Here is a 14,420-nt window from a genome sequence, read left to right as displayed (position 1 = left end):
TATGAACAACCTGCAACTCGCTTCTGCAGAACAGATATTATCAGGCGGCGGTGAAATGGGCAGGCGCATGCGTGCGTACGATTGGCATAATTCCCCGCTGGGTGATGTGCAGCAATGGCCGCAGAGCCTTAAAACCTGTGTACGTATTTTGCTTACCTCGCGCCAGGCAATGTTTGTATGGTGGGGCAAAAAGCTGATTAACCTGTACAATGATCCTTATACTGCCATTCTGGGCGGTAAACATCCCGATGCTTTGGGCATGCCTGCGACGGAGGTGTGGCGCGAAATATGGCACCAGATTGAGCCACGCGCCAAAGCATGTATGGAAAAAAATGAAGGCACCTACGATGAAGCCCTGCTGCTGATTATGGAGCGCAACGGTTACCCGGAAGAAACGTATTATACCTTTTCTTACAGCCCGGTACCGGGCGAAGACGGCCTGCCAGCAGGCATTATCTGTGCCAATACCGATACCACGCAACGCATTACCGGCGAACGGCAGTTGCGCACACTTACCGGGCTGGCCAAAAACAGCATCGATAGCCTGAACGACCAGGCTGTGTTTGACAATACCATACGCGTGCTGGGTGAAAACCCGCACGATTTTCCCTTTGCATTTATTTACCAGTTATCTGCAGACGGGCATACCGCAACACTTGCTGCCAGTACGGCCAGCATGAACCATACATTGCTGCCACAGGAAATACACCTGCAACGCGATGGAGATTGGGGATTGCAACAGGTGCTGGACGGGAATAAAACGCAGGTGTATAACATCCCTGCCGGGATACGGGATTTGCCGCAGGGCGCATGGCCCGTGCAACCCCGCAAGGCATTGCTGCTGCCCTTATCTGCCGGCGTGCAGAAACACCCGTTTGCCATACTGGTGGTGGGTTTAAATCCATACCGCCTGTTGAATGAGCAGTATGCAGGCTTTTTTCAGCTGGTGGCCGACCAGGTAATGACCGGCCTGGGTAATGTACATGCACTGGAAGAAGAACGCAAACGTGCAGCAGCACTCGCAGCAATTGACAGTGCGAAGACAGCCTTCTTCAGCAATATCAGTCATGAGTTCAGAACACCGCTTACATTGATGCTTGGTCCGCTGGAAGAGTTGCTGCAGAACGATGGCATATTAACACCGCAGCAGCATGAACAACTGTCGGCCACACACCGCAATGCGTTGCGTTTGCTGCGGCTGGTAAACAGCCTGCTCGATTTCAGCCGCATTAGCGCAGGCCGCATGCAGGCAGCGTTTGAGCCCGTACAGCTGGGTGCTTTTACAGCAGACCTGGCAAGCAGCTTTCGTTCAGTAATTGAAAAAGCAGGGCTTGTTTTTGAGGTGGATTGTGCTATTTTACCGCAGCCGGTGTATGTAGACACCGATATGTGGGAGAAGATTGTGCTGAACCTTTTATCCAACGCATTTAAATATACCCTGCACGGATCGGTGCAGGTAAAACAATACGAAGCAAACAATCAGCTGGTACTGCAGGTAGCTGATACAGGTGTGGGCATTCCTGCCAGTGAATTGCCACGCATGTTTGAACGTTTTCACCGGGTAGAAAATGTTACCGGCCGTTCACACGAGGGCACGGGTATCGGCTTGTCGCTGGTAAAAGAGCTTGTTGAATTACATGGCGGCACCATTACGGTAAGCAGCACGGCAGGCAAGGGTTCTGTGTTTACAGTAACGCTCCCGCTGGGTTATGATCATTTACCGGCGCAACAGGTAAAACATACAGACACAGGTACCACCAGGCAGCGTGTGCAAACCATCGCTTTTATTGAAGAAGCCATGAGCCTGCTTGATCCCGATGAGGCCAACATGGCTACTGCTGCAAACGTGGTACAGGATAAAGACACGCTGGTGCTGGTGGTTGACGATAATGCCGATATGCGGCATTACCTGGAACGCTTGCTGCTGCCTTATTACCGCGTAACAACTGCAGCCAACGGAGCACTGGCGCTGGAATACATGGAGCAGCACCAACCGGCGCTGGTGATCAGCGATATTATGATGCCGGTGATGGACGGCATACAGTTACTGCATACACTGAAACAGCAACCGCATACGGCGCGCATACCGGTAATTTTGCTGTCTGCAAGGGCAGGAGAGGAGGCCAGGATTGCGGGTTATGAAACCGGTGCGGATGATTACCTGGTAAAACCCTTTTCTGCCAAGGAATTACTGGCAAGGGTGAGCGCGCAGCTAAAACTGGTGCACATTCGCAGCCAGGCAGAAGTGCATTTGCGTAACCTGCTGCTGAAAGCACCGGTAGCTATATCAGTAGTAAGCGGACCTTCTTTTGTAATAGACATTGCCAACGATAAACTGCTTGAACTATGGGGCAAGCCTGCTGAAGCCGTAGTAAACAAACCATTGCTGGAAGCATGGCCCGAAGCTGCCGGGCAGGGTGTTATTGAACAACTCACCCAGGTATACCGCACCGGTGAGCGATGGATAGGTCATGAACGCGAAACCAGGCTGCACCGCAACAATATACCCGTAACAGCCTATGTGAATTTTGTATACGAACCGCAATACGATACCGAAGGAAAAATAAGCGGCGTAATGGTAGTGCTGCACGATGTGACAGAACTGGTAAACGCCAGGCTGATGGCCGAGAATGCAGCTGAAGTACTGGAACAAAAAGTGCAGGACAGAACGGCTGATTTAAAAGCATCGAACGAGGCATTGCTGCGTACCAACCAGGAGCTGGAGCAATTTGCCTATGTGGCCAGCCACGATTTGCAGGAGCCGCTGCGCAAGATCCAGATATTTTCACAGCTCATTACATCCAACCAGGGCAAGCCTGCGTTTAATACCGCGAAATACCAGCAGAAGGTAGAAGCATCAGCCCGGCGCATGTCGGGACTGATCAATGACCTGCTGAATTTTTCCAGGCTCGGCAAATCCAACGGGCAGTTTGTGCAGGTAAACCTGAATACTGTGCTGCAGCAGGTGCTGAATGATTTTGAGGTGATGATCACGCAGAAAAAAGCACGTATTCACAGTGATCCCCTGCCTGTAATAAAGGCCATACCCATCCAGATGAACCAGTTGTTGCATAACCTGGTAGGCAATGCCCTTAAATTCTCTGACGACGCGCCTGAAATCAATATCCGCCTGCGTATACTCGATGGCCAGGCTGTACATATTTACCCGCAGCTGCAGCAGGGTATCGAATATGCCGAGCTTACTGTTGCCGATAATGGCATTGGTTTCGACCCGCGTTATGCCGAACAGATCTTTGTTATTTTCCAGCGGTTAAATAACGGGCAGCAATACAGCGGCACAGGTATAGGGTTGGCGGTTTGTAAAAAAATAGCCGACAATCACCATGGCATTATTCTCGCCCACAGCGAACCGGGTAAGGGTTCGGCATTTACCATTGTGCTCCCGGTGGCATAAATTCAGTTTAATGGGCTAAGTAAGGCATGTTGAAAAAAACTAAAGGCCGGATTGTATTTATTATGATATAATCCAATATATTCGTTGCAACAACCACCCCTAAGTCCTTAAACAAGCATGAAAAGATTATTCGTGTTATCAGCATTTGCGTTAACCGCGCTGACATCCTGCAAAAAGGATGAGGAGGTCATCTCCGTTCGCTCTTATATCAAAGCCACTTTAAACGGGAAACAGCTGAACTTCAGCAGCATGAGTACTGCTACCAGCATCAGTTTCGACAAAGATTATATGTTGTCTGTTATCGGCATCGATACAACAACCACCCAGCCTTCTGCCATTACTTTGCGATTAACTTCTTCCAACCCCATTAGCGAGGGTACCTATACGTCTCTTACACCTGCAAATGCCACCGGTATCTTTAACCTGGGCGACAGCCTTTCCAAGGTATTTGAAACCGGTATTGCAGAAAAAGCAGTGCACCCGTTTTCAATGAAAATTACCAGCTTAACCGAGCGCGAGGTAAAAGGAACTTTTGAAGGGGAGTTTAATTCCATCGGTTATGCTACCGGCGATACCAGCAAACTCATTTTTACCAAAGGCGAGTTTGACGTGCTGGTGCAATAACCGGCAAGTGTGCCTGCCTTGTATAGGCAGGCACAGCGGCCTTACTTGAATATTACGGTACCATATTGTTTGGTAAGCTCCTGTTCAATTTGCTTCAGGTGCTTGTGTATTTCTATGAGTTTAACCTGCTCTTCATATGTGGTGGCCTGCTCCATATCACGCTGGTTCTGGTCAAACATTTTCTTGATCTTGCGCAGCTTGAAATAATGTACGCTCAGCTGCACATCTTTATGACTGATGTCACGGTTTAAAATGTTCATGTTCTCCTGCTTGTCATCCCAGCGGTGGCTTAATTCAAACTGGTTCATGGTAATGTTCACTACCAGGTTGCGGATGTCTGCATTGTCAATATACAACAGGGTTTTGTTGGTAGGCTCCATGCCGGCAAAGTACTGGCGCCTGTATTCTTCGTACAGCTGTTCCATAGGGGCACTGTCAAACTCAAACTGCTCCAGTTCATCAAAAATATACTGGGCCATGGTCTTTTCTTCATCCCATGCACGCAGGCCATATTCCATCAACACACGCAACAGGTTTTTTTCATGCGGCTCGTCCTGGTTGGCCAGTAACGATGCATCATCAAACGGCATGTTGTCCTGTGGCGGCATATCATCCGGCGGCATATCAAAGCCGGGCATATTGTTGCCCTGGTTGTTGCTATTGTTATTGCCGTTGTCGAACTGCGCAAAGCGTTTTTCATCGCGCTGAATACGGTCGCGCTTGTATTTATTCACCAGCGTGGTCAAACCGGTTTCATCAATACGCAGTATGCCCGAGCACTGGCGTATGTATTCCTGCTGCTTGGTAAAATCCTCTGTTTTATTGATTTTACTGAGCGTTTCGGCAATCTGGTTTACCACATCATTTTTGCGGCTTACATCATTGCCTGCATCTTTCAGCATTATTTCCAGCTGGAAAAGAATGAAGTCTTTTTTATGCTCTGCTACAAATTCCCTGAAAGCATTTGCACCTACCTTGTTTACATAACTGTCCGGGTCTTCCTTATCGGGAATCAATACCAGCTTTACATTCAGGCTTTCTTCCAGCGCCATATCCAGTCCGCGCAGCGCAGCCTTTATACCTGCCGAATCACCATCATAAATAATGGTGAGGTTGTTGGTATATTTTTTTATGATGCGCAGCTGATCGGTGGTTAACGATGTACCGCCACTCGCCACCACGTTTTCAATACCCGCCTGGTGCAGGCTGATCACATCCGTATAACCTTCTACCAGCAAACATTCATCCTGTTTGTCTATCGATTGCCGCGCGAAATAGGCACCATATAAAATACGGCTCTTGACATAGATCTCATTCTCCGGCGTGTTGATGTACTTGGGTACTTTCTCAGCCTTACCAATCACCCTTGCACCAAAACCAATGACCTTGCCGGTGTTGTTGTGAATAGGGAAAATAATACGGCCGCGGTAATTGTCCAGCAGCTCTTCATTGCGGTTTACAACCAGCCCCGTTTTTACCAGCAGCTCTGCATTGTACTGCTTTTGCAGGGCAGCCGTTACAAAGCTGTGCCTGTTTTGCGGACTGTACCCCAGCTGAAACTTTTCACTGATCTCCCTGCGAAAGCCACGTTCTTCCAGGTAGCTCTGCGCCACAGCCTCGCCTTCCTGTGTTTGCCACAGCTGTTCGGCAAAATACTTCTGTGCAAACCCGTTGATGATGTGCAGGCTCTCTGCCACCTGCTGGTGCTGGCGTACTTCCGGACTTACCTGCGTTTCTTCAATTTCAATGTGGTAGCGGTTGGCCAGCCAGCGCAGTGCTTCCACATAGCTGTACTTCTCCAGCTCCATTAAAAAGCTGATGCTGTTGCCGCTTTTGCCGCATCCGAAACATTTGTAAATTTCCTTGGCAGGAGACACGGTAAACGAAGGCGTTTTTTCGCCGTGAAAAGGGCACAGGCCAAGGTAGTTGGCGCCTCTCTTCTTCAGTTTCACAAATTCGCCCACCACATCGAGAATGTCAATGCGGTTGGTGATCTGTTGTATGGTTTGCTGGGTAATCATGGGGAAACGAACAAAAGTAGCAAAAAGGCGTGAGGTGTGAACCCGGGTGAACAGTGAATAGTCAATAGTGAATGATCTAAGCGAATTTTTCCTTCATGTCGCCTGTGGCTGTGGGGACACAGCCACGGGCACAACAATTTTGTACAGCCGGGTAGACGAGTGGGAGAAAAAGCCTGCAGTTCGTAAAATACTAACAACTATTAGTTAAAAGCCGGCTGTTCCCTATCTTTGATAAAAGCCTCATCGAATTATGCAGAACAGAGTTGTTTATATTGTTTCCGCCGTTCGTACGCCGATCGGCAGTTTTGGCGGATCGTTAAAAGATTTCCAGGCCCCGCAGCTGGGCGCTATTGCCATTAAGGCTGCTGTACAACAGGCTGGTATTGAACCTGCCCAGGTGCAGGAGGTGCTGATGGGTTGTGTATTACAGGCAAATATGGGCCAGGCGCCTGCCCGCCAAGCAGCCAAACTCGCCGGTTTACCCGATGCCGTGATCTGTACCACGGTAAATAAAGTCTGCGCCAGCGGCATGAAAGCCATTGCCCAGGGCGCGCAAAGTATTTTACTGGGCGATGCGGATATTGTTGTGGCCGGTGGTATGGAAAGCATGAGCAATGTGCCCTATTACGCAGCCAATACCCGCTGGGGTAACAAATACGGCGATGTAACCCTCACCGATGGACTGTCTAAAGATGGCCTCACCGACGTATATCACCAATATGCCATGGGTAATGCAGCTGAGTTGTGTGCAAAAGATTGTCATATTAGCCGTGAAGAGCAGGATGCTTTTGCCATTGAAAGTTACAAAAGAAGCCAGGCCGCATGGGCCAACGGCCATTTTGCTGCTGAAGTGGTGCCGGTGATGATACCGCAGCGCAAGGGCGATGCACTGAAGTTTGACAAAGATGAAGAACCTTACAATGTTAAATTCGATAAAATACCTGAGTTAAAACCTGCTTTCCAGAAGGAAGGTACGGTTACCGCTGCCAATGCCAGCACCATGAACGATGGCGCTGCCGCTGTTGTGCTCATGAGCAGCGAAAAAGCAAACGCACTGGGATTAAAACCGCTGGCCATTATAAAAAGCTATGCCGATGCCGAACAGGCGCCTGAATGGTTTACCACCACGCCCTCCCTCGCCGTGCCCAAAGCAGTGGAGAAAGCCGGACTGCAACTGAAAGACATGGATTTTATTGAACTGAACGAAGCCTTTTCGGTGGTAGGTATCGCCAACACGCAAAAAATGGGGCTGGATGCAGCAAAAGTAAATGTACATGGCGGCGCTGTATCCCTCGGCCACCCGCTGGGTTGCAGTGGCGCGCGCATCGTGGTTACCCTTGTACATATTTTACAACAGCACAATGCCCGTTACGGCGCAGCAGGTATCTGCAACGGCGGCGGTGGCGCCAGCGCCATGGTGCTCATGAGAGGGGAGTAATATTAAACTTCAAACATTAAACGTCAAACCTTCCGCAGGTAGTCCAGCTGGCTTTGCAGGGAATTGAGTACCGTAAGGTTGGGTAAACGGTTGGTGATTTGCCGGGTAACCGGTCCGCCAGCAACCACCTGCTGTGTGCTGAAATCCTGGCAAAGCCGGCTGGCATATTCTTCGGGCTGCTGCTTCATAAAGTTGGTGATCTGGTAGTAAAAGAGATGCGTAACCGGTCGCCCGGCAATTAACTGCAAAGTGTCTGTGTCTATGCCGGCGCCTGCATACAGCACGTTTTTCCCGGCTTTCTTAAGCATATAGTAAATAAACAGCAAGGGTATTTCATGGTGTTCGCCCGGCGGGGTAAACAGCAGGTAGCGCTGCGGGCTGCCTGTAGCGCGGGGCAGCGCGTCTATTTCGGTAAGCAGCCGGTGACGTATAATATTGCTGGCAAAATGCTCCTGCACCGGCATGGCGCTGTTGGTAAGCCAGAACAGGCCGGTTTTTTCCAGGTAAGGATACACCACCTGCAACATGCATTCTTCCACGCCCAGTTGCCGCATGGCATAGTTAAGGGCTTGTGAAAAACTGAGATCATCAAAATCAATCATTGCTTCCAGCAGCTGGTTTTGCAGGCTGCCAAAAGGTTTGCGCTGTAGCTGGTTCAGTGCAAGGGCTTTCAGTGCATCCTGCTGCAGGCGGGCGATATGTGAAATTTTAAAGCCGTTGTGATACAGGAACGAGATACGCAGCAGCTGCTTCAGGTCTTCATTATCATATACGCGGTGGTTACTGTCTCCTCTTTTCGGTATCATCAGCCGGTAGCGCTGCTCCCAGATACGCAGGGTATGCGCTTTTATACCGCTGAGGTTTTCCATGTCTTTAATTGTAAACGCGTGCATTCCGGATATTTTCTATGTGCCTTGAAAAAACGCCGGCAGCCTGGCACGCCTGTGCAGAACAGTGGTGAACATGGGCAGGAAATGGCAAGGATACCGTTGGTAAATGATTTCACATTTTATTTGTAATAAAAGCGACCGTAATAATACAAACGGTACAGTACATTTTTTGTTTACAGCCGGCAAAAGGATTACTTTTCGTTCCTGTTTAAGCCATGGCAGGCAAAACCGGATTTGGCCGGATGCGTCAGAATGGTATTTTTGTTGGCACTAATTAAAAACTATGGGTTGGATTATTTTCATCGTTGCAACGATCGGCTGGCATTTAGGTATGTATGGCATGTTTAAGAAAGCAGGGATTGAACCCTGGAAAGCACTGGTGCCTGTGTACAACACCTGGTTGATAGTAGAAAAAACAGGGCTGCGCAAAGTATGGTTCTGGCTGCAGCTGATACCAATAGCAGGGCAGTTTGTTACCATTTGGCTCTGCATCATTTTTGTGATGCATTTTGGCCGTTTTTCCCTGCTGCATCATACAGCGGCGGTATTTCTGCCCTTTATCTATTTTCCTTACCTCGGCTTTTCGCCCAATGAAAAATGGGTAGGGCACGAAGCGGTTAAAAAATACCATAAATCGCCCACGCGTGAATGGATCGACGCAGCTGTTTTCGCCATCGTGGCTGCCACGCTTATCCGCACCTTTATTTTTGAAGCATATACCATACCTACCGAGAGTATGGAGAAAACCCTGCTGGTAAATGATTTCCTGTTTGTAAATAAAATGAGCTACGGCTCACGCCTGCCGCAAACACCCATCAGTTTTCCCTTTGTACACAATACCATGCCTTTCAGCAAAACCATGCCTTCCTATGTTAAATGGGTACAGGTACCTTACAAACGCCTGCCCGGCTTTAGCAAGGTGGAAAGAAATGATGTGGTGGTGTTCAACTTCCCTGCAGGTGATACCATTATCAACCTGCCCGATTTTGGTTCTGCCAATCCTTATTACGATGTGCTGCGCACCTCTTACAATGGAGACCGCGAAAAGCTGATGGCTGAATATCCCATCCTGGTGCACCCGATGGATAAAACCGATAACTACATCAAACGTTGTACTGCTATTCCGGGCGATAAGCTGGAATTGCGCAACAGCGTGTTGTACATTAACGATAAACCTGCTTTTGTACCGCCTGCCTCACAAACAGATTATGTGGTAGAAACCAATGGCACACCGTTCAGTGAAGAGTTTCTGCAGAAATCACTCGGTATCGCCGATCCCAATGATAATGGCGGTCACATGAGTGTTTACGGCGCCAAAGGCAATGCCTACCTGATTAACATGACGCCGGAAGAAGCCGAGCTGGTAAAAAAACAGCCCAACTTCAAAAGCATAGAACCTTACATTTATAACAATGGTGCTACGTTCCCTTACGACAATGATCATTTCAAATGGAGCCCGGATAACTTTGGTCCGCTGGTAGTGCCGCAGAAAGGTGTTACCGTAACCCTTACGGCAGCCAATATTGCCGTGTACAGGCGCATTATTGATACGTACGAGCACAATACCTTACAGGAAAACAACGGCAGCTTTATCATCAACGGCAAGCCAGCTACCACCTATACTTTCCAGTACGATTATTACTGGATGATGGGGGATAACCGCCACCGCAGCCAGGACAGCCGTTTCTGGGGGTTTGTACCGGAAACCAATATCGTAGGCCGCGCTTCGCTAATCTGGTTCAGCTGGAATGGCAGTCCGCGCTGGAACAGGATTTTCAGGAGCATCAAGTAGTGAGTGGTGAGTAGTGAGTAGTGAGTAGTGAGTGGTGAGTGGTGAGTGGTGAGTGGAAGATCACTGGTGAATAGTGAATAGTCAATAGTGAATAGTGAATAATAAAAGCCCCGTCCCGGCTTAGCCGGGGCGGGGCTTTTCTTTTGAATGCCAGGGCCGGTGTCCCACCGGCATTCTGCAATAAAGACGCCTCCATAAACGCTCGAAGCTCGAAGCTCGCAGCTCGCAGCTTTCTTTGGTTTCCCGGCTTTTTTGCCTTAACTTCATTCACCGTAAGGGGTCCTCATAGCTATCGCTATGGGGATTTTTTATCTAAAGAAGGAACTGTATGAAAGCCCAGCAATATCATTTTGCTTTTGAAGAGTATGCCGATATCAGCGAACTGGCACCCAAAGATGCCGAATTGTTGCGTGCAGCCAGGGCAGCCACTGAACATGCCTATGCACCTTATTCCAATTTTCATGTAGCAGCAGTAGCCCGTATGACCAATGGTGATACGGTTGCCGGTACCAACCAGGAAAACGCCAGCTACCCGGTGGGCATCTGTGCAGAACGCACCCTGCTTTCCACCATTTCATCGCTGTACCCCGATCACAAAACCGAGATCGACACCATGGCCATCAGCTACCATAACCACAACGGTGCCAGCAGTCACCCCATTACGCCCTGCGGTATCTGCAGGCAAACAATGGTTGAGTATGAGGCCCGTATGCTGCATCCCATCCGGTTAATCATGGGCGGACAAGAAGGGAAAATATATGTGGTGGAACGCGCCGGCATGCTGTTGCCGCTGAGTTTTACCAGCGACGATATGTAGCAAGAAGCGGGTTGAAACCGCCTGCACCCCGCTGTAATTTTGGTTTATGAACAACATCGATTACCAACGCATAGCCGAGGCTATACAATACATCAGCGATCACTTCAAAGAGCAGCCGGACCTCGATGCCGTTGCTGCCGCCGTTCACTTAAGCCCGTTTCATTTTCAACGGCTGTTTAAGGAATGGGCAGGTGTTAGTCCTAAAAAATTTACCCAGTACATCTCCCTGCAATACGCCAAAGAACTGCTGCGCAAACAGCAATCCCTGGCCGATGTAAGTTTTGAAACCGGCCTCTCCGGCACCAGCCGCCTGCACGACCTGTTTGTATCCATCGAGGGCATGACACCCGGTGAGTACAAAAACGGCGGCGAAAGCCTGGTGATAGATTATGCTGTGTACGACACACCTTTCGGGCCTTGCCTCATTGCATCTACCATGAAGGGCATCTGCCATATGTCGTTCCTGTGGGATGATGAAGATGTACCATTTGCCCTGCAAAAAGCCTTCCCGCGCGCCAGGCTGGTACAGCGTAAAACACACATCCAGCAAAGCGCCCTGCATTTGTTTGAGCAAAACCGGCACGATTTACCGGCCATTAAACTGCATCTCAAAGGCACCCCGTTCCAGTTAAAAGTGTGGGAGGCCCTGCTGCATATTCCCAGCGGCGGCGTGCAAACCTATGGCACCATAGCCTCGGCTATCCAGATGCCCATGGCAGCGCGGGCAGTGGGTACAGCAGTGGGTGATAACCCGGTTGCTTATCTTATTCCCTGTCACAGGGTCATCCGCTCTTCCGGCATCACCGGCCAGTATCACTGGGGCGCGGCCCGCAAAAAAGCCATGCTGGGCTGGGAGGCCGCGCGGGTGTTTGGCGAAGAGCAGGGGGAGTGAGGGAGATTACTGGTGAATAGTGAATAGGCAATAGTGAATGAATTTAGTGAGTGGTCAGTGGTGAGTGGTGAGCAACCTTAGCGGAGGTTTTTATCGGAGCGGAGATTCGTTGCCGGTGGGGACACCGGGCAACGGCAACGGTGGGGGCACCAAGATTCGCTGCAATCATCCCGGCTGTCGATTCTCGATTCTCGATGGCTTGTAAGGCCTCGCGCCGACTGATCACCCATCATTATACCAGCGAGCAGCTTGTTGGTACATAGGTATTGCGGTGGTGAATTTTCCGCCCAAAAAATCGCCAACTTTTTCAGCGAATGCCTGGTATTGGGTGTATATGATGAAAATAAACAAGTAATTTTAATAGCGCCGCGAGGCACCACGCCCAACGGCGCTAAAATAAACTGATGCCGCCACTGTACTACACATATTACCAAAGCCCTGTGGGTATGCTGAAAATCGGCGGTACAGACCAGTATATAGCCGAAATCAGCTTTATTGATAAACAGGAACAGGTAGAACATGGCGAGCCAGGCATTTCAGAGGTAATGCACCAGTGTACAGAGGAACTGATTGAATTTTTCAACGGCAAGCGCCGCGTGTTCGACATTCCCGTGTACCAGGAAGGTACCGAGTTTCAGCAAAAAGTATGGAGTGAGCTGCTTAATATCAGCTTCGGCAAAACCATCAGTTATATGGACCTGGCCAAACGCCTCGGCGATGTAAAAAGCATCCGCGCGGCAGCATCCACCAACGGTAAAAACCATATAGCCATTGTAGTGCCCTGCCACCGCGTTATTGGCAGCAACCACACCCTGGTAGGTTATGCCGGTGGCCTCTGGCGCAAAAAATGGCTGCTCGAACATGAAATGAAGGTCGCCCATGGCGTTCAAACCCTCTTCTGAATATTTCGTATAAAGCATAAAAGGCTGCCCTCAACAGGGCAGCCTTTTTTGTATGCATTTGGCTGATATTAGCGGAGATAACTTCTGATAAACCAGGCCCATTTTTCGTGCTGTTTCAGCAAGCCGGTCACAAAGTCGGCATTGCCGGCATCGTGCATTTTGTCCTGCAGTTCATCAATATCATTGCGCAGCAGGCGAATCACTGTTTCGTGGTCGCTCAGCAGGCTTTGCAATTGTTTCTGCTGGTCGTTGGTATACTCTTCTTCCAGCAGGCTGGTAACCTGTAAAAAGTCTTTCAGACGGCCCTGTGAATAGTGACCGAGCATGCGGATGCGCTCAGCTACTTCATCAAATACCTCGTCCAGTTCATCATACATTTTTTCATAAAAAGTATGCATTTCAACGAAGTTGGAGCCTTCTACGTTCCAGTGAAAATTCCTTGTTTTTGTGTACAACACAAATTCATCCGCGAGAATCCTGCCGAGGATCTTTACCGATCCCGCCTTATGTTCTTCCGATAGTCCGATGTTTGCATTCATGGCTGTAGAATTTTTAATAATAGTAAAAGTAAGTATGGTCCATCACACAACAAGCGGGGCCGCGTATTGTTTGGCTTGTAACGGTTAATCCGGCGCTGTTTGTACAACAAAAATGGAGAAATGTGCAATAGAAAGAATGGAGCTTAGTCGTTCAGCAGCTGGCATAAATGCATCAGCTCATCGTACTTGTAGGCAGTTTGATGACTGTCGAAACACTTGGCCAGATTCTGCAGCAGGTGCTGGATAATGCGCACATGGTTGAGGGGCTCAAAAAAACGTGCGGAAGAACGGATATCGAGGCGTTTGAAATAATGGTCTATATCGGTATGACTGAAGGGCTGGCCGGTGGCAGCATCTACATAAAAATGAATATTGTGCTGGCCGTTGGTAGAGCCGGGATTGTAATCGTTGTGGAAAAACGCGAGCACAAAATGCTTGGGAATTTGTATGGCCCTTACGGGGATATCGAGCAGTTCGCACAAAATAAGGTACAGGATGCCATTGGACAGGGCATTGCCTTTTTTGGCCTGCAGTGTTTTGTGGATAAAGAAATCATCCGGGTTGGTGAAAACGGTTTCCTGGCCCTTGAGATTGTAATAATTGTATACGATGCTCGAAATTACATTGGCCTGCTCCAGCGGGGTAAGATAGCTGTTAAGCTCGAGCCATACATTGCGGCGTATTTTTTCTATTTCCTGGAGAACGGGTGTGGTTTGCAGATCGGGGTACTGGAACTTGGCAACCAGCAGTGCGCCGAACAGGAGATCGTGGTAGGCACTGTTTTTCCATTCGGTAAAATCAACCACCAGGTCAGAAAAGTGCAGGCGATGGATAATCATCTCAATCCTTTCCTGGGTAGATTCGCTGGGCGAGTTCTCCCACAGGTTTTCCAGATTGGGTATGATGCCTCTTCCATAACCAACCAGCCGGTGCGATACCGTGCTGAAAACCTCTTCATCAGGGTCGTCGATTAAGGTAAATAAGGCCGATATTTCTCTCGTTTCCACCATTGCTATTGCTACCCTGTTTTAGTACAAATGAAATTATTTTTTCATTAAACTCCTAAAATAACTTATGCTCATTTGTGGAT

The 14,420-nt window shown here is 49.1% G+C and carries 11 protein-coding genes; 7 read left to right on the top strand and 4 right to left on the bottom strand.

Annotated features, from left to right (window positions below):
* Position 1 precedes the first annotated feature (1 nt).
* Both DXN05_RS17175 and DXN05_RS17170 read left to right on the top strand, forming a co-directional pair.
* Positions 2–3,415 (top strand): sensor histidine kinase, encoded by a 3,414-nt coding sequence (locus DXN05_RS17175; RefSeq protein ID WP_116848495.1) that lies wholly within the window; start codon positions 2–4, stop codon positions 3,413–3,415.
* A gap of 117 nt (positions 3,416–3,532) precedes the next feature.
* The gene (locus DXN05_RS17170) at positions 3,533–4,039 is read left to right on the top strand and encodes a hypothetical protein (RefSeq protein WP_116848494.1); all 507 of its coding nucleotides are present in this window, start codon (positions 3,533–3,535) and stop codon (positions 4,037–4,039) included.
* Between the two features lie 41 nt (positions 4,040–4,080).
* Here the strand turns inward: DXN05_RS17170 and dnaG are convergent, their stop codons facing one another.
* Positions 4,081–6,060, bottom strand: coding sequence for a DNA primase (gene dnaG / locus DXN05_RS17165; RefSeq protein ID WP_116848493.1), 1,980 nt, complete (start codon positions 6,058–6,060; stop codon positions 4,081–4,083).
* 250 nt (positions 6,061–6,310) lie between these two features.
* On the opposite strand from dnaG, the gene DXN05_RS17160 reads away from it, so the two are divergent.
* Entirely contained in the window at positions 6,311–7,498 is a 1,188-nt protein-coding gene (locus DXN05_RS17160; protein WP_116848492.1) for an acetyl-CoA C-acyltransferase, read from the top strand.
* Between the two features lie 23 nt (positions 7,499–7,521).
* Here the strand turns inward: DXN05_RS17160 and DXN05_RS17155 are convergent, their stop codons facing one another.
* Positions 7,522–8,391: a MerR family transcriptional regulator gene (locus tag DXN05_RS17155; RefSeq protein ID WP_116848491.1), complete on the bottom strand. Its 870-nt coding sequence runs from the start codon at positions 8,389–8,391 to the stop codon at positions 7,522–7,524.
* Positions 8,392–8,671: 280 nt separating this feature from the next.
* On the opposite strand from DXN05_RS17155, the gene lepB reads away from it, so the two are divergent.
* The 4 genes from lepB to DXN05_RS17130 all read left to right on the top strand — a co-directional run bounded on the left by lepB (position 8,672) and on the right by DXN05_RS17130 (position 12,791).
* A complete protein-coding gene (gene lepB, locus DXN05_RS17150) occupies positions 8,672–10,180 on the top strand; it encodes a signal peptidase I (RefSeq protein WP_116848490.1) in 1,509 nt (502 codons plus the stop codon).
* A gap of 328 nt (positions 10,181–10,508) precedes the next feature.
* Complete coding sequence (locus tag DXN05_RS17145; RefSeq protein ID WP_116848489.1) at positions 10,509–10,997, top strand: cytidine deaminase; 489 nt, start codon at positions 10,509–10,511, stop codon at positions 10,995–10,997.
* Positions 10,998–11,043: 46 nt separating this feature from the next.
* Positions 11,044–11,889 (top strand): bifunctional transcriptional activator/DNA repair enzyme AdaA, encoded by an 846-nt coding sequence (locus tag DXN05_RS17140; protein ID WP_116848488.1) that lies wholly within the window; start codon positions 11,044–11,046, stop codon positions 11,887–11,889.
* A 404-nt stretch (positions 11,890–12,293) separates the two neighbouring features.
* Positions 12,294–12,791 carry a methylated-DNA--[protein]-cysteine S-methyltransferase gene (locus tag DXN05_RS17130; protein ID WP_116848487.1) on the top strand — a complete coding sequence of 166 codons (498 nt, stop codon included), beginning with the start codon at positions 12,294–12,296 and terminating at the stop codon, positions 12,789–12,791.
* A 68-nt stretch (positions 12,792–12,859) separates the two neighbouring features.
* Here the strand turns inward: DXN05_RS17130 and DXN05_RS17125 are convergent, their stop codons facing one another.
* Complete coding sequence (locus DXN05_RS17125) at positions 12,860–13,330, bottom strand: Dps family protein (protein WP_116848486.1); 471 nt, start codon at positions 13,328–13,330, stop codon at positions 12,860–12,862.
* Positions 13,331–13,473: 143 nt separating this feature from the next.
* A complete protein-coding gene (locus DXN05_RS17120; RefSeq protein WP_116848485.1) occupies positions 13,474–14,340 on the bottom strand; it encodes a transglutaminase family protein in 867 nt (288 codons plus the stop codon).
* Between the last annotated feature and the right edge of the window lie 80 nt (positions 14,341–14,420).

Source organism: Deminuibacter soli, from assembly GCF_003412455.1.
GTDB classification, from domain to species: Bacteria; Bacteroidota; Bacteroidia; order Chitinophagales; family Chitinophagaceae; genus Deminuibacter; species Deminuibacter soli.
Note: the sequence above shows the minus strand (reverse complement) of the source record. Positions and strands in the feature narration are given on the sequence as shown.